General features: G+C 35.5%; 17 protein-coding genes and 1 riboswitch. Of the genes, 1 reads left to right on the forward strand and 16 read right to left on the reverse strand.

Annotated features, from left to right (window positions below; all coding sequences use genetic code 11):
• Positions 1–726 precede the first annotated feature (726 nt).
• The 10 genes from queA to DFR66_RS12015 all read right to left on the reverse strand — a co-directional run bounded on the left by queA (position 727) and on the right by DFR66_RS12015 (position 11092).
• Entirely contained in the window at positions 727–1776 is a 1050-nt protein-coding gene (queA, locus tag DFR66_RS11970; RefSeq protein WP_114755069.1) for a tRNA preQ1(34) S-adenosylmethionine ribosyltransferase-isomerase QueA, read from the reverse strand.
• Between the two features lie 174 nt (positions 1777–1950).
• Complete coding sequence (gene aroA / locus DFR66_RS11975; RefSeq protein WP_114755070.1) at positions 1951–3186, reverse strand: 3-phosphoshikimate 1-carboxyvinyltransferase; 1236 nt, start codon at positions 3184–3186, stop codon at positions 1951–1953.
• 100 nt (positions 3187–3286) lie between these two features.
• A complete protein-coding gene (locus tag DFR66_RS11980; RefSeq protein ID WP_114755098.1) occupies positions 3287–3613 on the reverse strand; it encodes a nucleotide pyrophosphohydrolase in 327 nt (108 codons plus the stop codon).
• Position 3614: 1 nt separating this feature from the next.
• Positions 3615–4067 (reverse strand): D-aminoacyl-tRNA deacylase, encoded by a 453-nt coding sequence (gene dtd, locus DFR66_RS11985; RefSeq protein WP_114755071.1) that lies wholly within the window; start codon positions 4065–4067, stop codon positions 3615–3617.
• A gap of 36 nt (positions 4068–4103) precedes the next feature.
• A complete protein-coding gene (gene rsgA / locus DFR66_RS11990; protein ID WP_114755072.1) occupies positions 4104–5081 on the reverse strand; it encodes a ribosome small subunit-dependent GTPase A in 978 nt (325 codons plus the stop codon).
• A 203-nt stretch (positions 5082–5284) separates the two neighbouring features.
• Positions 5285–6367: a bifunctional 3-deoxy-7-phosphoheptulonate synthase/chorismate mutase type II gene (locus DFR66_RS11995; RefSeq protein ID WP_114755073.1), complete on the reverse strand. Its 1083-nt coding sequence runs from the start codon at positions 6365–6367 to the stop codon at positions 5285–5287.
• Positions 6368–6495: 128 nt separating this feature from the next.
• The gene (locus DFR66_RS12000) at positions 6496–7356 is read right to left on the reverse strand and encodes a prephenate dehydrogenase (RefSeq protein WP_114755074.1); all 861 of its coding nucleotides are present in this window, start codon (positions 7354–7356) and stop codon (positions 6496–6498) included.
• Positions 7357–7417: 61 nt separating this feature from the next.
• Positions 7418–8569: a pyridoxal phosphate-dependent aminotransferase gene (locus DFR66_RS12005; protein ID WP_114755075.1), complete on the reverse strand. Its 1152-nt coding sequence runs from the start codon at positions 8567–8569 to the stop codon at positions 7418–7420.
• A gap of 50 nt (positions 8570–8619) precedes the next feature.
• Positions 8620–9447: a prephenate dehydratase gene (locus DFR66_RS12010; RefSeq protein WP_114755076.1), complete on the reverse strand. Its 828-nt coding sequence runs from the start codon at positions 9445–9447 to the stop codon at positions 8620–8622.
• A gap of 391 nt (positions 9448–9838) precedes the next feature.
• On the reverse strand, positions 9839–11092 hold the full coding sequence (locus DFR66_RS12015) for a dicarboxylate/amino acid:cation symporter (protein WP_114755077.1): 1254 nt from the start codon (positions 11090–11092) through the stop codon (positions 9839–9841).
• 147 nt (positions 11093–11239) lie between these two features.
• Between DFR66_RS12015 and gldA the strand changes: the two genes are divergently transcribed.
• Entirely contained in the window at positions 11240–12136 is an 897-nt protein-coding gene (gene gldA / locus DFR66_RS12020) for a gliding motility-associated ABC transporter ATP-binding subunit GldA (protein WP_114755078.1), read from the forward strand.
• 128 nt (positions 12137–12264) lie between these two features.
• Here the strand turns inward: gldA and metF are convergent, their stop codons facing one another.
• From metF to DFR66_RS12050, 6 genes are all read right to left on the reverse strand, one after another.
• Positions 12265–13221, reverse strand: coding sequence for a methylenetetrahydrofolate reductase [NAD(P)H] (gene metF / locus DFR66_RS12025; protein WP_114755079.1), 957 nt, complete (start codon positions 13219–13221; stop codon positions 12265–12267).
• An 80-nt stretch (positions 13222–13301) separates the two neighbouring features.
• Entirely contained in the window at positions 13302–15983 is a 2682-nt protein-coding gene (gene metH / locus DFR66_RS12030) for a methionine synthase (protein WP_114755080.1), read from the reverse strand.
• 363 nt (positions 15984–16346) lie between these two features.
• Complete coding sequence (locus DFR66_RS12035) at positions 16347–16844, reverse strand: GNAT family N-acetyltransferase (protein ID WP_114755081.1); 498 nt, start codon at positions 16842–16844, stop codon at positions 16347–16349.
• A gap of 105 nt (positions 16845–16949) precedes the next feature.
• Positions 16950–17999 carry a homocysteine S-methyltransferase family protein gene (locus tag DFR66_RS12040; protein ID WP_114755082.1) on the reverse strand — a complete coding sequence of 350 codons (1050 nt, stop codon included), beginning with the start codon at positions 17997–17999 and terminating at the stop codon, positions 16950–16952.
• A 263-nt stretch (positions 18000–18262) separates the two neighbouring features.
• Positions 18263–18382: riboswitch (SAM riboswitch) on the reverse strand.
• A 92-nt stretch (positions 18383–18474) separates the two neighbouring features.
• On the reverse strand, positions 18475–19527 hold the full coding sequence (locus tag DFR66_RS12045) for an NAD(P)/FAD-dependent oxidoreductase (protein ID WP_114755083.1): 1053 nt from the start codon (positions 19525–19527) through the stop codon (positions 18475–18477).
• Between the two features lie 188 nt (positions 19528–19715).
• The gene (locus DFR66_RS12050) at positions 19716–20321 is read right to left on the reverse strand and encodes a precorrin-2 dehydrogenase/sirohydrochlorin ferrochelatase family protein (protein ID WP_114755099.1); all 606 of its coding nucleotides are present in this window, start codon (positions 20319–20321) and stop codon (positions 19716–19718) included.
• Positions 20322–20349 lie beyond the last annotated feature (28 nt).

Below are 20349 nucleotides of genomic sequence, written 5' to 3' on the forward strand. Positions count from 1 at the left end.
ATGTCAAGTCGAGCGAAGTCGAGACCCAACAAGAAGCCTCGACTGCGCTCGACTTGACAAAAATTCAGCTCTTACAAATTTACATAGACAATATCTGAAATGTTGAGATACAATACTTAATCTCGAATACACTCGACTTGACAAAAAATCAGCTCTTACAAATTTACTTATACAATAACTGAAATGTTGAGATACAATACTTAATCTAGAATACACTCGACTTGACAAAAAAGCTTTAGCAAATTTACATAGACAATAACTGAAATGTTGAGATACTATATTTAGTCTCGACTGCGCTCGACTTGACAAAAAAACCTTTACAAATTTACATAGACAATAACTGAAATGTTGAGATACTATATTTAGTCTCGACTACACTCGACTTGACAAAAAAAGTTTTTACAAATTTACTTATACCATAACTGAAATGTTGAGATACTACACTTAGTCTCGACTGCGCTCGACTTGACAAAAAAAGCTTTACAAATTTAAATAGACAATCACTAACATATAATTATGGGATTCAACAATTGTACTTTGTACTGAAATTACTTTTACAAATACAGCATCGTGTGAGGGATGGAAGCGGCATCCTTTATTTTCTTTCTTTAAGAAAATAAAGATACAGCGTACAGCCCGACCCTTGGGGCACACACAAAAAAATCTCGCCATTACTGACGAGATTTTGTTATTTAGAATATGATTATCCCGAAATTTCGGGACAGATTAGATGATTAGCATGGCATCACCGTAAGAATAGAATTTATATTCTTCTTTGATTGCTTCTGCATATGCTTTTTTCATTAAATCATGACCACAAAATGCGGAAACCATCATTAATAAAGTTGATTTTGGTGTGTGAAAATTAGTAATCATACATGTTGGAATCGTGAAATCATGTGGAGGAAAAACAAATTTATTTGTCCATCCATCAAAAGGATTCAAAGTGTTTTGAGACGAAACTGAACTTTCAACGGCACGCATAGAAGTGGTTCCTACGGTACAAATACGTTTCTTTTTAGCTTTTGCTTCATTTACAATATCACAGGCTTCTTGAGTAATTTTTAACTCCTCAGAATCCATTTTGTGTTTTGATAAATCCTCAACCTCAACCGGATTGAAAGTTCCTAAACCTACGTGAAGTGTTACTTCGGCAAATTTAATTCCTTTGATTTCTAGTTTTTTTAATAAATGTTTTGAGAAGTGCAATCCTGCAGTTGGCGCTGCAACAGCTCCTTCTTCTTTAGCATAAATGGTTTGGTAACGCTCCGCATCTTCCGGAGTTACGTCTCTTGAAATGTATTTTGGGATTGGAGTTTCTCCAAGTTCTGTTAATTTATTTCTGAATTCTTCATAAGAACCGTCATAAAGAAAACGCAATGTTCTTCCACGAGAAGTCGTATTATCGATAACCTCAGCCACTAACGAATCATCATCACCAAAATATAATTTGTTACCAATTCTGATTTTACGTGCTGGATCAACTAAAACATCCCAAAGTCTTTGCTCAGAATTTAATTCTCTAAGTAAAAAAACTTCGATTCTTGCTCCTGTTTTTTCTTTATTTCCATACAAACGTGCTGGAAAAACTTTAGTATTATTCAGAATTAAAACATCTCCGTCATCAAAATAATCGATAACATCTTTGAACATTTTATGTTCTATTGTTCCTTTCTTGCGATCAATAACCATAAGACGAGATTCGTCTCTGTTTTCAGCTGGATATTCGGCAAGAAGTTCTTTTGGTAAATCGAATTGAAAATGTGATAATTTCATTTGATAAATTTATGAGTTATAGATTATGAAGTGTGAGTTTTGAGGTCATGCTTCTAAATCGTGTGCAAATATACGATTGTGAGATAGGCGTTGTCAAGTGTTTTGCAGTTTAATTTAGTTTCAAAGTTTCAAAGAAACGAAGGAACAAAGGTTTAGCCCCGTAAACATTGAGAATTAAGCTGTGATTTCAGATACGTCAAAATTTAATTTTTTCAAGTCTTCCCAAAAATCAGGGTAGGATTTTGAAACAACTTCGGCATTTTCGATTATAATTGGCACTTTTAAAGCTAATGGAGCAAAAGCCATTGCCATTCTGTGATCGTTATACGTGGCGATTTTGATGTTCGAATTGATTTCTGAAGTAGCCACAAGCGTCAAACTATCATTAGTTACAGATATATCTGCTCCCAATTTTGTCAACTCGATTCTAAGAGCTTCGAGTCGGTCTGTTTCTTTAATTTTTAGGGTATGAAGCCCTGTCAAATGACAACCTATTCCTAATCCAAGGCAAGTAACCACGATGGTTTGAGCAATATCCGGAGTATTATTTAATTCTAAATTTAAATTTTCCGGTTTAAAATCAGACTGTTTTACCAGAGTCATTATATTCCCATCAAAATGCGTTTCAACACCCATTTGTTTGTAGATATCTACCAAAGCAGAATCTCCTTGCAAACTCGTCTCTGTATAACTCGTCAAAGAAATAGTTGCTTTTTCGGCCAAAGCAGCCAAACTAAAAAAGTACGAAGCAGAACTCCAGTCGGATTCTACGGTCATTACTTTCGATGCTACTTCTTGTTTTGGATATACCGTAATCACATTTCCTTCGAAACTGGTTTTGATATCCAAATCATTCAGCAAAGCCAATGTCATCTTGATATAAGGAACGGAAGTGATTTCGCCTACTAAAGTAATTTCGATTCCGTTTTCCAATTTTGGCGCCACTAATAATAATGCTGATATGTACTGACTGCTCACATTAGCAGGAATATTCACTTTAGAAGCTGTGATTTTTTGCCCTTTGATTCGGATAGGCGGATAACCCACTTCTTTCTCGTAAGAGATTTTAGCTCCTAACTGTTCCAAGGCTTCCACCAAGACTTTTATGGGACGCTCGGTCATACGTTGAGAGCCAGTCAATACTACCTCGCGACCTTCGTTTACAGCAAAATAAGCTGTCAAGAATCGCATTGCTGTTCCCGCATGGTGAATGTCGACTATTCCTTCGTTTCCTTTTAATGCTTTTTGCATGACTTCACTATCATCCGAATTAGAAGTATTAGCCAAAGTAATATTTGGAAACAAGGCTTGTAATAATAATAGTCTGTTGGTTTCGCTTTTTGAGCCGGTAATATTTAATAGTGAATTATCAATTGTGAATTGTGAATTCGTAGTTAATTTTAAATTCATGTAGTTAATTATGAGTTGTGAATTATGAATTATGAGTGTTATAATTCAAGTTCGCAATTTACCACTCCACATTTTAAATTCATAATTTATACTTCACAAATTATTTGAGTTTTTCGTTGTTTTTGTGACGGTTTTTGTCTCGTATAGATTTTAAATCCATCTTTTTATCGAAAGCAGCCTGCAAATCGATTCCGGTTTGGTTTGCCAAACACAAAACCACAAAAACAACATCGGCTAATTCTTCTCCAAGGTCTTTGTTTTTATCGCTTTCCTTTTCGGATTGCTCTCCATAACGACGGGCAATAATTCTAGCTACTTCGCCTACTTCTTCAGTAAGTTGTGCCATATTAGTCAATTCGTTAAAGTAACGAACACCGTGTTCTTTGATCCAAGTATCTACGTCTTGTTGGGAATTTTTTAGGTTCATTTTACTCTCTATTTTTACTATCAATTACTATCGTTACTGGTCCATCATTTAACAAAAGTACTTTCATATCCGCACCAAAGATTCCCGTTTGTACTTTTTTCCCCAATTCTTTTTCGAGCTGAAGTACGAAACTCTCATACAATGGAATGGCGATTTCTGGCTTTGAAGCTTTGATATAGGAAGGACGATTGCCTTTTTTGGTAGCGGCATGCAATGTAAATTGACTTACCACAATGATATCGCCATTTATATCTTTTAAGGATAAATTCATAACATCATTTTCATCCCCAAAAATGCGGATATTGGCTATTTTTTGGCAAAGCCAATTTATATCTTCTTGGGTATCGGCATCTTCAATCCCAACCAAAACCAACAATCCTTTTTGGATATCGGCTACAATTTTATTGTCTATAGTTACGGAGGCGGAGGAAACTCTTTGAAGGACGATTTTCATTTTTGAAATTGAAATTGATTTTTGAAATTGATATAGTTATTCCCTCGTTTTATCACTGATTATCCTATCCTCGTTATGAATATCCGTACGGTAATTTTCATCGTCTCCTTCTAGAATTTTAAGGTAACTTCTATAACGGGACCAAGCGATTTCGTCTTTTTCTAAAGCTGCTTTGATGGCGCAATGCGGTTCATCTTTATGCAAACAATTATTGAATTTACATTGCTCTTTCAATTTGAAAAACTCAGGGAAATAGCCGCTAATTTCTTCTTTTTCCATGTCTACAATTCCAAAACCTTTGATACCTGGCGTGTCAATAATTTTAGCATCAAAAGACAAATCGTACATCTCAGCAAATGTCGTAGTATGTTGACCTTGTTTACTTGCTTCAGAAATCGTTTTGGTTTTTAAATGCAAAGAAGGCTCCATTGCATTTACCAAAGTGGATTTCCCCACACCGGAATGTCCGGAAAACATGCTCACTTTGCCAATCATCATTGCTTTCAATTCTTCGATACCTTTCATTTCAGTTGAAGAAACGCGCAAACATTTGTATCCAATTTCCTGATACACATGCTGCATATACAATTGTTCGTCCAGTGTAGCATCATCAAAAGTGTCTATTTTATTAAAAACTAAGATGGTTCCAATTCCGTATGCCTCGGCAGTAACTAGAAAACGATCAATAAAATTAAAAGTCGTAGGCGGATTATTAATAGTAACTAGCAAAAATACTCTGTCAATATTAGACGCAATTATATGCATCTGATGTGATAAATTGACTGATTTTCGAACGATATAATTCTTTCTGTCGTGAATTTTATGAATGGTTCCTGTAACGGTGTCGGATGATTCTTCAAGTTCATAATCCACAATATCACCTACAGCAATAGGGTTGGTACTTTTGATTCCTTTTATACGGAATTTCCCTTTCATACGGCATTCGATAAAATCACCTTGCTCGGATTTTACGGTGTACCAACTTCCTGTAGATTTATATACTAGTCCTGTCATGGTGCAAAGGTAAAATTTTGTTTCAAGTTTATCCCGACACTTCGGGATAAAGTTTAAAGTTTTTCACCTTGAACAACTTGAGACAACCTTAAAAATAAAAAATTCCCACAACTTTTTTTTACAAAAGCGGCGGGAATTTTTATAAAAATTTAAATTAATGGCTCACGAAATAAAAAATCGTTAAACCTCAACCTTAAATCATTTTATGAGTTCAATATTTTTTCTTGGTGACCGATACTTTCTTGGTGAATCGCTTTGAACATTTTTAGTACAAATTCTTCTGTCAATCCTTTTTTCTCACCCTCTAAAATCATTTTTCCTAAAATTTCATTCCAACGATTGTTTTGCAGTACAGCAACGTTAGCATCTTTTTTCACCTGACCTATTTCATCTGCTACTTTCATACGCTTACCTAATAAGTCCAGTAAAGTTGCATCTAAAACATCGATATTAGCTCTTAATTTAGCCATTTTTTGAGTAAATTCATCAGATATATCATTTACTTTTCTCACTTTCAAATCAATAAATATTTGTTTCAAAGCGTCTGGTGTAACTTGTTGTGCAGCATCACTCCAAGCATTGTCCGGATCGTAATGTGTTTCGATAATCATACCATCATAATTCAAATCTAATGCTTCCTGCGTTACTTCTAGAATCATTTTACGGTCTCCTGTAATATGAGACGGGTCGATGATTAAAGGCAAATCAGGGAATTTATTTTGCAATTCGATAGCAATCTGCCATTCTGGAATATTTCTGTATTTTGTTTTTTCGTAAGTAGAAAAACCTCTGTGAATCACTCCTAATTTTTCAATTCCTGCCATGTATAAACGCTCAACACCACCCAACCATAAAGACAAATCTGGATTTACTGGATTCTTAACCAATACGATTTTTTTAGTCCCTACTAAAGCATCTGCAATTTCTTGCATTGCAAAAGGATTTACGGTTGTTCTCGCGCCAATCCACAATACATCAATATCATATTCCAAAGCTAATTTTACGTGAGCAGCATTTGCTACCTCAGTTCCCATTAGCAATCCTGTTTGCTCTTTAGCCTTTTTTAACCATTTCAAACCTATTTCACCTACACCTTCAAATCCTCCCGGACGTGTTCTAGGTTTCCAGATTCCTGCTCTAAAAACACTTACATCTGAATCTTTCAATTCATGTGCAATTTTTAATACTTGTTCTTCTGTTTCAGCACTACAAGGTCCTGCTATCACTAATGGATGAGTCAAATTGAATTCATTCAACCAATTTCTCATTTCTTTCTTGTTTTCCATCTTTTCTAATTTTGCCCCACCCCAGCCCTCCCCAAAGGGAAGGGAGCCGTAAATGGATGATTGTTGATAATTATTTTTAGTTGTTTTTTTACTATTGACTGTTCCCGAAACTTCGGGATGATCACTGATTACTTCTTAACGTTCATTCCGTTTAATATTTCCTTAATTTTATTGACACTTTGCATTTCATTATAAATCGCATCGTAATCTTCCTTTTCTAATAATTCTTTAAACTTTGACAAATTCGAAATGTATTCGTCCAATGTTTTTACAACCTGTTTCCTATTTTGTTTAAAAATAGGCGTCCACATTGCTGGGGAACTTTTGGCTAAACGAACTGTGCTTTCAAAACCAGAACCTGCCATATCAAAAATATCCTGCTCGTGTTTCTCTTTGTCAATTACCGTTTTTCCGAGCATAAAAGCACTTATATGTGACAAATGCGAAACGTAAGCAATATGTTTGTCATGTGATTTCGGATCCATATAACGAATTCTCATTCCCATTGCCTTAAATAAATCAAGGGCTTTTTCTTGTAACTTGAAAGTCGTTTTTTCTACCTCACAAATGATATTCGTCTTTCCCTGAAACAATCCTTTTATCGCCGCCGAAGGTCCTGAAAACTCTGTTCCTGCAATAGGGTGTGTGGCAATAAAATTCCGCCTTTTAGGATGATTGGCAACCGCTTCACAAATAGGCATTTTAGTTGAACCTACTTCAAAAACAATCGTATTATCGCCTATAACATCTAATACTTTTGGCAAAACAACCAGCGCTACATCAACAGGAACCGAAACAATTACAAAGTCGGCGTTTACTAAATCTTCAAATGCAGCACCAGCATCCACAACTCCTAAAGTTATGGCTTCCGCCAAATGACTTTCGTTGTTATCAATTCCATAAATTTTAGTTTCCGGATACAAGGTTTTAATGTCCAATGCCATCGAACCGCCTATTAATCCTATCCCTATTACGTAAACATTAGTCATAAAGTCTTAAAGTTGTAAAGTCGAAAGTCACCAAAACTTCCAAACTCGTAATTCATAATTTTTAATTTATTATTCTCAGGATTGCTTCTTGTACTTTTTCTTCTTTTACACACAATGCAAATCGTATGTAACCTTCTCCATTAGAACCAAAAATGGTTCCTGGGGTAATGAAAATAGATTTGTCATATAAAATTTCATCAATAAATTTCTCTGCTGATGTAATTCCGTCCGGCAATTTTGCCCAAACAAATAATCCAACACCTTCCTTATACACTTTACAACCTAATTTCTCAGCCAGTTGCTCGGTAAGAATTCTGCGTTTTCTATAAATCGCATTCATCGATTCAAACCAAGTCTTGTCACTTTTCAATGCTTCAATTGCTCCTTTTTGAATCCCATAAAACATTCCGCTATCCATGTTGCTTTTCACTTTTAGAACTGCATCTATACAAGCTGCATTTCCTAGAAGCATTCCCACTCTCCAGCCCGCCATGTTGAAAGTCTTACTCAAAGAATTCAATTCTAAAACCACATCCTTTGCGCCATCCACTTGCAACAAACTCATCGGATTGTCATTTAAAACAAAACTGTACGGATTATCATTAACCAATAAAATGTTATTTTTTTTGGCGAAAGCCACTAATCTTGAAAACAAATCTAAACTTCCTCTTGCTCCTGTTGGCATGTGCGGATAACCTATCCACATGATTTTCACTTTCGATAAATCCAGTTGTTCCAGAGCCTCAAAATCAGGTTCCCAGTTATTATTTTCTTTTAAGTCATAATAAACTGGAACTGCTCCCACTAAATTAGTCACTGAAGTATACGTTGGATATCCTGGATTTGGAATCAGCACCTGATCACCTTCATTCAAAAAAGCCAGTGAAACATGCATAATTCCCTCTTTGGAACCCATTAAAGGCAATATTTCGTTAGCAGGATTCAATACAACTCCGTAATTATTTTTGTAAAAATCAGCCATGCCTTGACGCAATTCTGGTAATCCTTGATAACTCTGGTATTGATGCGCATTTTCATCTTGCATTGCCAGAACTACTGCATCAATTACTGCTTGTGATGGTTGTAAATCCGGACTTCCAATTCCCATATTGATAATGGGTTTCCCTTCAGAAGCCAGTTGTCTTACTTCTCTCAATTTTGAGGAGAAATAGTATTCTTCAATTATGTCAAGACGTTTCGCTGTAGTAACCATGTTTAATTTTTAAAATTCTTTTGACTTTTGACTTAATAACTTTTGACTAATTATAGTTTCGTATTTTTATATTCGCCCAACACTTTGAAATATTCCGCCATGATAATCAATAGTGACTTTGCTTTTGCGTAATCTTCGTATTTCTCGAAAGTAACATCCACAAAAAATGAATATTTCCAAGGCGTTTCTATTTTTGGCAACGACTGAATTTTGGTTAAATTCAATTTGCAATCACTCATTACATTTAGTACTGCAGCCAAACTACCGCGTTTGTGATCCAATTCGAATTTAATGGACGCTCTGTTTATTTCGTTTTCTGGAACAAAAGAATTGTACTTTTTGATAATCACAAAACGAGTCATGTTATTTTTAATCGTTTGAATCTCTGGAGCCAAAATCTCTAAATCATACATTTCAGAAGCAGTTCTGCTGGCAATTGCAGCAATTCCTTTCAACTGTTTTTCCTGAATTCTACGCGCCGTTTCAGCAGTATCTTTGTCTTCGACTAATTTTATGTTTGGATATTTTTTCAGAAATTCCATACATTGTAAAATAGCCATAGGATGCGAATGTACTTCTTGAATGTCTTCTATTTTTTGACCTTTTAAAGCCATTAAATTTTGGTGAATTCTTAAATAATGTTCTCCTATTATGTGCAAATTATTTTTGTCAATCAATGCGTAATTCGGAATAATAGGACCGGCAATAGAATTCTCTATAGCCATAACTGCCTGATCTGATTTGCCTGACAACAGGTTATCTACTAATTCTTCAAAGGACAAACATTCATCGACGATAACTACCTGATTAAAATATTCCTGCGCTACCTGATGATGAAAAGAACCCGTTATCCCCTGTATTCCAATTATTTCATTCATTTTTACACCTTTTTAAGCAAAAAAAAATCCCGATTTACATCGGGATTGTATATTTATAGTATCAATTTAATTTTATAATCAAATAACCATACAACAATCCCTTTCTACTTTCCAGAAGAAATAATAAGAATTGCTAAAATAAAATCGGTTACTCAACATCTTGTTGCTTTTTTTGTATTAATTACTCTGCGAATGTATACATAATTTCCAGCTAACCCAAAAAAAAAGTTGATTTTATTAAACAAAAGGGAGATTCGCTAAAAAACTGGCTATTAATTATGTAATAATTAAAAAAAGGCTTTTAAAATATTTTTTACTTAGTTCGCTTTTCAGATTTTAGAAAAATAAAATATTATTTCTCTAAGAATTTCGATTTAAATTTTTGCTTAAATTATACTTCTAATTTAGCCGTAAGCCATTTTTTCCCTTCCGAAATTCGGGTTACCATCATTGCCGAAACCAAATCTCCATTTGCATTCAGCAACGTCGCCATTGGATCTACTAATGTTCCCACAATCATTGCTGCAGGTAAAGCTTGTTCCATTGGAAATCCATAAACAGTTATTGCCAGAATTTCTCCTATATAACCTCCATTTGGAATACCGCCTTCGACTACCGATACAATTACCGTAATTCCTAACGCCATTAGTATCGTATTAGGATCCGTTAAATCTTTTCCAAACATGGCAAAAATCACAGCGATTTTTATAATCGATGACATGCTCGATCCATCTTTATGCAAAGGCGCGCCTAATGGGATAACTACATTTCTTATATGAGCTGGAATATTCATCTTTTCGGCACCTTCTAAATTAGCAGGAATTGTTGCTATGCTGCTACAGGTTCCCAAAGCTGTTAAGGAAGGCGTAATATTATTTTTCCAAAATACTTTAAACCCTAATTTTCCCCCAGCCAGAAAAGCGTACAAACTAAAAAACACGACAAAATAAAACGCACAAACGGCATAATACAATCCCAAAGGTTTTGCATAAGCGCCAAATAATTGCGGTCCAAAAATCCCAACTTGGTATGCAAAATAAGCACCCAATCCTATTGGAGCCGTTTTCATAATGATGTGCAAGAGTTGTTTCATCACTTCATTGCCTGAATTCAAGAATCTACTAAAATCTTTCCCTTTTTCTCCTGATTGCAAACTGGCAAATCCTATTAAAAACGAGAATATAATTAGCGCCAACATATTTTTTCGAGACAACAATTCAAAAAAGTCACTTGCGGTAAGCAATTGCGTAATTTGTGAACCTGCAGAACTTTCATGAATACTCTCTAATGGAAGTTTAGATATGATAATATCTTGCTGAATGGGAAATAACAACACACCTACTAGCATCAAAATAGCCGAAATCAATACAGTGCTTAAAAATACACCTATCACAATTACAAATAACTTACCCAGTCTTTCTGTTTTTTCTAAATTAGCAATCGAAGATGCAATCGTAAAAAACACCAACGGTATAATTGCTGTAAACAATAAATTCAGAAATATATCGCCTAAAGGCTTAATCACTTCTACTCCTTTTCCGTAAACCAAACCCAATATACTTCCTGCTAAAATTCCGCCAAGAAGCAATAAAATACTTTTGTAATTTTTCAAGAAACTACCCGATTGTGTATTTTTTAAATTCATATTTATTAGTTTGTCGTAAATATATAAATCTAATATAGAATATCATCTCGCTTTGTATAACTTTGACAAAGGACTTTTTAGCTATTGGGCTACAAAAAACTATAAATAAATCCTTTTTCTGTTTACTTTTGCAACAAATAAAATTCCATGTCAATAGAAGTTACTAATATATCAAAAAGTTACGGTGCTCAAAAAGCATTAGATAACATTTCATTTTCTATAAAAAAAGGAGAAATTGTTGGTTTTTTAGGTCCAAATGGAGCCGGAAAATCAACATTAATGAAAATATTAACCACGTATATTAATGCCGATGAAGGTTCAGCAATCGTAAATGGAAACGATGTAAATACTCAACAAAAATCAGTGCAACTTTCGATAGGTTATTTGCCGGAACACAATCCGCTATATTTGGATTTGTATGTGAGGGAATATTTAGCTTTTAACGCTGATGTGTATAAAGTAGCCAAATCCCGAATCGAAGAAGTAATTCAATTAACCGGATTGAGTACCGAAAGTCATAAAAAAATAGGGCAATTATCCAAAGGATATCGCCAGCGCGTAGGTCTTGCCAATGCTTTATTACACAATCCAGCTGTTTTGATTCTTGATGAACCAACAACTGGTTTAGACCCGAATCAATTAATGGAAATTCGTAATGTGATTAAAAACGTGGGGAAAGACAAAACTGTTTTCCTTTCCACACATATTATGCAGGAAGTCGAAGCCATTTGCGACCGCGTTATTATCATTAACAATGGTAAAATTGTTACCGATAAAAAACTGGACAATTTAATTTCTGAGGATAAGGAACAAGTTATCGAAGTAGAATTTGATTTTAAAATAGAAGAGCAAGTTATTGCCAAAATAGAAAATCTTGTTTCTTATAAAAATACGCATGATATGATTTGGGAATTGACTTTCAAAGCGGATAAAGACATGCGCCCAACTGTTTTTGATTTTGCTACTGCAAATGGTTTGAAAACCTTGCAACTTAATCAAAAGAATAAAAACTTGGAGGCTGTTTTTAGAGAGATAACGAAATAGTTGGAAGTGTTCAGTTTTTAGAGTTCAGTCTAATTTTCGACTAAAAAACAAACTCTTTTAAAATAAAAATAAAAAAAGCTTCCAGCTTTTTGAAGGCTGGAAGCTTTTAAAATATAAAGATTAAATTGCTAAAAAACCTTACTTGCTATTTGTCGAATATTTTCTGATTTCCCCATTGAATAATAGTGTAAAACTGGAACTCCGGCTGCTTTCAATTCTAATGATTGTTGAATAGCCCATTCGATACCGACTTGTTTTACATCCGCATTGGTTTTACATTTGTCTACTGCATCAATTAAATCTTCGGGCAAATCAATCCTGAAAATTTGAGGTAAAATTTGCAAATGTCTTTGCACTGCCAAAGGCTTGATACCAGGAATAATAGGCACCGTAATTCCCATCTCTCTAGCTTTGGCAACAAATTCAAAATATTTGGCATTATCAAAAAACATTTGTGTCACCACGTAATCAGCACCTGCGTCAACTTTTTCTTTCAAACGTTTTAAATCCGATAGTAAAGACGGTGATTCTAAGTGCTTCTCTGGATAACCCGCCACACCAATACAAAAATCAGCTTTATTATCTACATGAATCACATCATGCAAATACTTGCCTTCATTCATGAGCTTGATTTGTTGCACTAAATCAACTGCGTAACTATTTCCACCCGCTTTAGCTACAAATGATTGTTCCTCTTTCATAGCGTCACCGCGCAAAGCCATCACATTATTGATTTCAAGATAATGACAGTCTACCAGTAAATATTCGGTTTCTTCTTTAGTAAAACCACCACAAAGCACATGAGGAACTGTATCCACATTGTATTTATGCTTGATTGATGCACAAATACCCAAAGTCCCCGGACGCATACGGGTGAGTTTTTTATCTAATAATCCGTTGCCTTTATCAACATAAATAAATTCTTCGCGAGAAGTGGTTACGTCTATAAATGGTGGTTTAAACTCCATCAACGGATCAATATTATCGTATAATTCCTGAATACTTTTTCCTTTTTGAGGCGGTATAATTTCAAAAGAGAACAACGTTTCTCCTTTTGCATCTTCTATATGTTGTGTTACTTTCATCTAAGTCTTAAGGTTTGAATGTCAAAAGTCGAAAGTCATGTCTTTTGGACTTTATGACTTTTGACTTTACGACTATGTTTTTAATCTGCAATATTTGGGTTCAGCCATTTTATGGCTACTTCTGTTGAAACACTTCTGCGTTTAGCGTAATCAATAACTTGGTCTTCTTTTATTTTTCCAAGTCCAAAATACTTACTTTCCGGATTCCCAAAATAGTATCCTGAAACCGAAGAAGCTGGCCACATCGCCATACTTTCCGTTAAAGTCACTCCTATTTCTTGTTCTACATTCAGTAATTTCCAAATGGTAGGTTTTTCTAAATGGTCAGGACAAGCCGGATAACCTGGTGCAGGACGAATTCCTTTATAAACCTCATCAATCATTGCTTCGGTAGTTAAGTTTTCATCAGCAGCATAACCCCAAATTTCTTTACGGATTTTTTCGTGCAAATATTCAGCAAAAGCTTCTGCAAAACGATCCGCTAATGCTTTTACCATAATGGAATTGTAATCGTCTAAATCTTTTTCGAATTCAGCCGCCCATTCATCAACACCAAAACCAGTCGTGACACAAAACGCTCCCATATAGTCCGTTTTACCGCTGTCTTTCGGAGCAATAAAATCTGACAATGCAATATTTGGAGCACCTTTTGTTTTTTGTGATTGTTGACGAAGTGTTAAGAACGTTTGTAATGGTTTTCCGTTTTCATCTGTTAATTCAATATCATCATCATTGACTTGATTCGCAGGAAAAATTCCGTAGATTCCTTTGGCGGTCAGTTTCTTTTCTTTCAAAATAACGTCTAACATTTCCTGTGCGTCTGCAAAAACAGATGTTGCTTGCTCTCCAACAACTTCATCAGTCAATATCGCTGGATATTTCCCGAACAACTCCCATGTTCTAAAAAATGGTGTCCAGTCAATGTAAGGAACCAAAACATCCAAATCAACTTCGATTGTTTGTTCCCCAATTACATTTGGTTTTACAGGAGTATAATTATCCCAATCCAACTGCAATTTATTTTTACGCGCTTGCTCAATGGTTAAGAAATTTTTGTCACGCGAACGATTCAAAAATGTTTCTCTGAACGTATCGTATTCAGCACGAATATCACTAGCATAAATTTTTCTATTGTGATCTAATAAATTTCCTGCTACAGTAACTGCTCTTGAGGCATCGTTTACGTGTATTACTGTTGATTTGTATTGCGGTGCAATTTTCACGGCAGTGTGCGCTCTAGAAGTGGTAGCTCCTCCAATCATCACAGGAATATTAATATTTCTTTTGTCTAATTCTTTAGCGAGGTACACCATTTCATCTAGTGACGGTGTTATTAATCCGCTTAATCCAATAATATCAACATTGTGCTCAATGGCTGCGGCAATAATTTTTTCTGGAGCAACCATTACCCCTAAATCCACAATCTCATAATTATTACAAGCCAATACGACCGAAACAATATTTTTTCCAATATCGTGAACGTCTCCTTTTACGGTGGCCATTAGGATTTTTCCATTACCAGATTTGTCTCCAACTTGCTTGGCCGCTTCAATATAAGGCAATAAATAAGCCACTGCTTTCTTCATTACACGAGCAGATTTTACCACCTGTGGCAAAAACATTTTACCCGAACCAAACAAATCGCCCACGACATTCATTCCTGCCATTAGGTTTATTTCGATTACTTCGATAGGTTTTGTTGCTGCAAGTCTAGCTTCTTCTACATCAATTTCTATAAATGCATCAATTCCTTTTACAAGTGAGTGTGTAATTCTTTCTTGAATCGTTCCTGAGCGCCATTCTTGGACTGCTTTTTCATTACTCTTAACATCTCCTTTTACGTTTTCGGCGAAGTCCAACAATCTTTCGGTGGCATCATCACGACGGTTTAGGATTACATCTTCAACGTGTTCTAATAAGTCTTTTGGTATTTCATCGTAAATGGAAAGCATTTCTGGATTCACGATTCCCATTGTCATTCCATGTTGAATCGCATGATATAGAAACACTGAGTGCATTGCTTCTCGAACTGTGTCATTTCCTCTAAACGAGAACGAAACATTACTTACACCTCCGCTAATATGTGCATGAGGAAGATTTTCTCGAACCCACTTAGTTCCTCTAAAGAAATCCAAAGCGTTCAAGCGGTGTTCCTCCATACCTGTAGCCACGGGAAATATATTCAAATCGAAAATAATGTCCTGCGGTGGAAAACCCACTTTGTTTACCAAAATATCATAGGAGCGTTGGCAAATTTCTATTCGGCGCTCATAATTATCGGCTTGTCCCGTTTCATCAAAAGCCATAATAATTGCTGCAGCACCGTAGCGCTTAATCAATTTAGCATGATGAATAAATTGCTCTTCACCTTCCTTAAGAGAAATAGAATTTACGACACTCTTTCCTTGAACAACCTTTAGACCCGCTTCGATAATATCCCATTTTGAGCTGTCAATCATGATTGGCACTCTGGAAATATCAGGTTCAGCAGCAATTAAATTCAGGAATTTTGTCATAGCATATTCGCCATCAAGCATTCCCTCATCCATATTAATATCGATGATTTGTGCGCCGCCTTCTACTTGCTCTTTAGCAATGCTAAGTGCCTCTTCGTATTTTTCTTCCCTGATTAACCGAAGGAATTTTCTAGAACCTGTAACATTCGTTCGTTCCCCAATATTCACAAAAACGCTTTCGGGCGTAATGATCAAAGGCTCTAATCCCGACAATACAAGGTTTCTTCTCTTTTCTGCGTGTGCCATTTTTTATTTATTTGATCCTGCAGGGTTTCTAAAAACTATACTGGAGTAACTTGTTTTTCTTATTATTTAGGCGTGTTCGCCGCGGCGAACGGGCTATTCGTTCCCGCTCTTTTTCTTCCGGCTCAAAAGCCTTAAAAAAGGAGCTTCACTGCTATCCCTCACGCGAGTTTTGTTCATTTCATGTCATTGCGAGGAATGAAAAAATCTCTTCCATTAGGTACTTAAACATCCTCGACATTTTTTGTCATTCCGACGAAGGAGGAATCTCAACAAACGTGAGCAACAAACAGAGATGCTTTCTTCGTCGGAATGATAAATAAATTTTTAACTTAATGACATTCTGCTCGCGCTAGCGGGAGAGTATTAGCCATCCTGCAAATCTTTAAACATTATATAAGTATCCACAAATCCTAAGTTTTTATGCCTAAATCCTTTTGGCGTTGTTCCGATAATCTTAAATCCATATTTCTTCCAGAGTTCAACCGCATTTGTATTTGTGCTTACAACAATATTAAACTGAATTCCTAAATACCCTTTGTTCTTTGCAAACTTTATTGAATGTTCGCATAAAATTTTACCTATTCCCTTGCCGTGATATTTAGGTTTTACCATATAACTGCAATTAGCGATATGGTCTCCTAAATCAATTTGATTAGGCTTAATAATATAAGTACCAAATATTTCGTCATTATTGTCTACTGCAACAAACGTGTCCATATAATCTGCAAACCAATTTTTATGCAATGTGTCTTTAGGAGTATTGGGATCAAAAACATAAGTATCACCTGTTGATATAACATTTGTGAAGATGTCCCAAACTTTGTCGTAATCTTTTTGCTCGTCACCTATTCTGATATTCATAAATGCAACTGTTTTGTTTTGTTGATGATCGTTCAAAATACCACCGTTATGTCATAAATATACACATTACTTAATAGTCAGCCGCGATAAATCGTGTCTCTATAATTACATTGTTGCTGTCGAAACTCTCGGTTTATAGTCCTTTGCGATATCAGCAATCAACTTGATGTGTTCTGGCGTTGTTCCGCAACAACCGCCTATTATATTTACTAAATTATCGTCTAAATATTCTTTGATGAAAGCTTGCATCTGTTCCGGTGTTTCATCGTACTCTCCAAAAGCATTTGGTAATCCTGCATTAGGATGTGCCGATACATTGAAGGAAGTATTCTGTGACAACGTTTGTAAATAAGGCTTCAACAAATCAGCTCCTAAGGCGCAATTGAAACCAACGCTCAATAACGGAATATGCGAAACTGAAACTAAAAAAGCTTCTACGGTTTGACCCGAAAGCGTTCTTCCTGATGCATCCGTAATCGTTCCTGAAACCATGATTGGAATATCGATATTACGTTCGTCTTTGACTTCTTCAATAGCGAAAAGTGCTGCTTTTGCATTTAAGGTGTCGAAAATTGTTTCTACCAATAATAAATCACTTCCTCCATCAATCAAGGCATTTACTTGTTGCTTATACGCAATACGCAAATCATCAAAAGTTACGGCTCTGTAACCCGGATCATTTACATCAGGCGACATACTCGCCGTTCTGTTTGTAGGTCCTATCGAACCAGCTACAAAACGAGGTTTGTCAGGATTTTTAGCGGTAAATTCATCGGCTACTTCACGGGCGATTCGTGCCGATTCGTAGTTGAGTTCGTACACCAAATCTTCAAGATGGTAATCAGCCATTCCGATAGTCGTTCCTGAGAAAGTGTTGGTTTCAACGATATCTGCTCCTGCTTCAAAATAAGCAGCGTGAACTGCTTTGATGGCTTGTGGTTGTGTGAGTGACAATAAATCGTTATTCCCTTTTAAGGAATGTGGAAAATCTTTGAAACGTTCTCCTCGAAAATCTTCTTCGGAAAAATTGTAGCGTTGCAACATCGTTCCCATAGCTCCATCGAGTACGAGTATTCTATTTTTAATGGCTTCTTGAATGCTCCCCCTAACCCCCGAAGGGGGAACTCCTAAACTATCTTTTATATCTTGTGACATATTCTTATTTTTTAAATATAAAATTGTTTGGTTTGAATAATTGCAAAAAATTACAATTAATCATCCTTTAGCCCCGATTGTAGCGATATCCTTTTTTTCTGGTCCCTACGGTTCGGGACAGAAAAAAAGATATAGCGGAAAGCGGGAACGGTATTGGCAAAAAAAACGCCAATTGTTCGCTCCTGATACTGAAATTAATTCAGTAAGCTAAATATCGATATGTTGTCAAGAAAAGGTTTGAGAAATACTAAGTGTGTATTCGTGTGTTATCTATCTTAGATGCTGAAATAAATTCAGCATAAAGTAGAATGTAGCACCTTCTTTAAAGATAAAGGGTTGCTAAGGTTTCATTGGGTCTTTCCCTCCGCCTTTCGTGATAACTTTCAATAAATATATGAACAGTGCAAAGTAAAGACAAAGCGCTAATACTTGCAAGTATTAGCGCTTAATTTTTTAACTAGTTTGGGCTAAGTTGTTAAACTATTGCTTTCACTACGGCTTTTGGAGCTTCTTTACGAGTTCCGTCAAATCCATCAACACCAGAAACTGTAGTATATTTTAATACGTATTTCTTACCTGGATTGATAATTTGATAGGCTGCCTGACACATAATAGTTGCTTCATGGAATCCACAAAGAATTAATTTTAGTTTCCCTGGATACGTGTTTACGTCACCAATGGCAAAAATTCCAGGAATATTGGTTTGGTAATCTAAGGCATTATTTACTTTGATTGCATTTTTTTCGATTTCTAATCCCCAGTCTCCGATAGGACCTAATTTTGGTGTTAATCCAAAAAGCGGAATAAAATAATCCGTTTCAATCGTACGGTGTGCGCCGTTTTCTTCGACTACTACAGCCTCAAGGTGTTCAGCACCTTTCAAGCCAACAACTTCTCCAGGTGTAATCATTTTTATTTTACCGGAATTTTTTAATTCCTGTACTTTTTCTACAGAATCTAAAGCACCTCTGAATTCATTTCTACGGTGAATCAAAGTCACTTCAGAAGCTACATTCGACAAGAAAATACTCCAGTCTAAGGCTGAATCTCCTCCTCCAGCGATTACTACTTTTTTGTCTCTGAATTTCTCTGGATTTTTGATAAAGTATTTGATTCCTTTGTCTTCGTAAAATTCGATGTCTTCAATCAATGGTTTTCTTGGTTCAAAACTTCCTAATCCACCTGCAATAGCTACTACAGGAGCATGGAATTTTTTTCCTTTGTTTGACGTTACAATAAAAGTTCCATCTTCTTGTTTTTCGATAGTTTCCGCACGCTCGCCCAGCGTGAATCCCGGTTCAAATTGTTTGATTTGTTCCATTAAATTATCTACTAAATCACCCGCTAATACTTCAGGAAATCCTGGAATATCATAAATAGGTTTTTTAGGATACAATTCAGATAATTGTCCTCCCGCTTGTGGCAAAGCATCCAGAATATGACATTTTAATTTTAACAATCCTGCTTCAAAAACTGCAAATAAACCCGTAGGTCCCGCTCCTATTATAAGTATGTCTGTTTTAATCATTTTTTTATTAATTAGCTCCCCTACCTTAAAATGGAATTAGAGGAAATGTTATTTTGTTTATTTTTGATACAAATCTCGACCGTATTTTGATATTTTTCAATGACAAATATCATTATTATCTGGTGTAAAAAATAGTAAAAGCTATTATTAAGATTTATTATAATTTATACTTTTTGATTGTGTCGTTTTTACTGTTCCGCGGAGCTGCTATTATTTTTTAGAGCTTCAGTTATTTCATTCATCTTCTGAACTTTTTCTTCGAAATTTCCTTTCAGCGTTTTGCGATATTCATTTAAGTTTTCGACCATTTTATTAATATCGTCCGGGATTATCTCTTCAAAAAACTCCCGTAATCTTTTGGCCGTTGTCGGTGATTTTCCATTAGTCGAAATCGCAATTTTTACATTTCCTTTGGTTACAATTCCACCTAAATAATAATCACACAAAGGCGGTGTATCGGCAATATTGCAAATCAAATATCTTTTTCTGGATAAATCATAAATCCTTTTATTCACTTTCAAATCATCGGTGCAGGCAATTACCATGTGGCGTTTGCGAAGCATCCACCTATTGAATTTTCTATAGGTTAGCTTTACTGATGTATGGCTTGCCGCCAAAGTTTCTAACTCTGGCAAAAACCAAGGTGCCACCACCTCAACATTGGCGTTTGGACTTGATTTCAAAAGAAATGATAATTTTTCTAAACCCACATTTCCTCCGCCTACAATAAGTACATTGAGGTTGTGTAATTTTAAAAAAATAGGATATAATTCGTTCCTCTCCCCTCCCGAAATTTCGGGACGCTCCAAAGGAAATGGAGTT

Origin of the sequence: Flavobacterium glaciei (genome assembly GCF_003350545.1) — a bacterium.
GTDB classification, from domain to species: Bacteria; Bacteroidota; Bacteroidia; order Flavobacteriales; family Flavobacteriaceae; genus Flavobacterium; species Flavobacterium glaciei.

Excerpts from the sequence above, each read along its gene's own strand:
- dtd (WP_114755071.1), bottom strand. The coding sequence starts at position 4,067 with ATGAAAATCGTCCTTCAAAGAGTTTCCTCCGCCTCCGTAACTATAGAC.
- gldA (WP_114755078.1), top strand. The coding sequence starts at position 11,240 with ATGTCAATAGAAGTTACTAATATATCAAAAAGTTACGGTGCTCAAAAA.
- DFR66_RS12045 (WP_114755083.1), bottom strand. The coding sequence starts at position 19,527 with ATGATTAAAACAGACATACTTATAATAGGAGCGGGACCTACGGGTTTA.
- aroA (WP_114755070.1), bottom strand. The coding sequence starts at position 3,186 with ATGAATTTAAAATTAACTACGAATTCACAATTCACAATTGATAATTCA.
- DFR66_RS12015 (WP_114755077.1), bottom strand. The coding sequence starts at position 11,092 with ATGAATTTAAAAAATACACAATCGGGTAGTTTCTTGAAAAATTACAAA.
- DFR66_RS12010 (WP_114755076.1), bottom strand. The coding sequence starts at position 9,447 with ATGAATGAAATAATTGGAATACAGGGGATAACGGGTTCTTTTCATCAT.
- DFR66_RS12005 (WP_114755075.1), bottom strand. The coding sequence starts at position 8,569 with ATGGTTACTACAGCGAAACGTCTTGACATAATTGAAGAATACTATTTC.
- metF (WP_114755079.1), bottom strand. The coding sequence starts at position 13,221 with ATGAAAGTAACACAACATATAGAAGATGCAAAAGGAGAAACGTTGTTC.
- DFR66_RS11980 (WP_114755098.1), bottom strand. The coding sequence starts at position 3,613 with ATGAACCTAAAAAATTCCCAACAAGACGTAGATACTTGGATCAAAGAA.
- DFR66_RS12000 (WP_114755074.1), bottom strand. The coding sequence starts at position 7,356 with ATGACTAATGTTTACGTAATAGGGATAGGATTAATAGGCGGTTCGATG.
- DFR66_RS12035 (WP_114755081.1), bottom strand. The coding sequence starts at position 16,844 with ATGAATATCAGAATAGGTGACGAGCAAAAAGATTACGACAAAGTTTGG.
- DFR66_RS11995 (WP_114755073.1), bottom strand. The coding sequence starts at position 6,367 with ATGGAAAACAAGAAAGAAATGAGAAATTGGTTGAATGAATTCAATTTG.
- DFR66_RS12040 (WP_114755082.1), bottom strand. The coding sequence starts at position 17,999 with ATGTCACAAGATATAAAAGATAGTTTAGGAGTTCCCCCTTCGGGGGTT.
- rsgA (WP_114755072.1), bottom strand. The coding sequence starts at position 5,081 with ATGACAGGACTAGTATATAAATCTACAGGAAGTTGGTACACCGTAAAA.
- metH (WP_114755080.1), bottom strand. The coding sequence starts at position 15,983 with ATGGCACACGCAGAAAAGAGAAGAAACCTTGTATTGTCGGGATTAGAG.
- queA (WP_114755069.1), bottom strand. The coding sequence starts at position 1,776 with ATGAAATTATCACATTTTCAATTCGATTTACCAAAAGAACTTCTTGCC.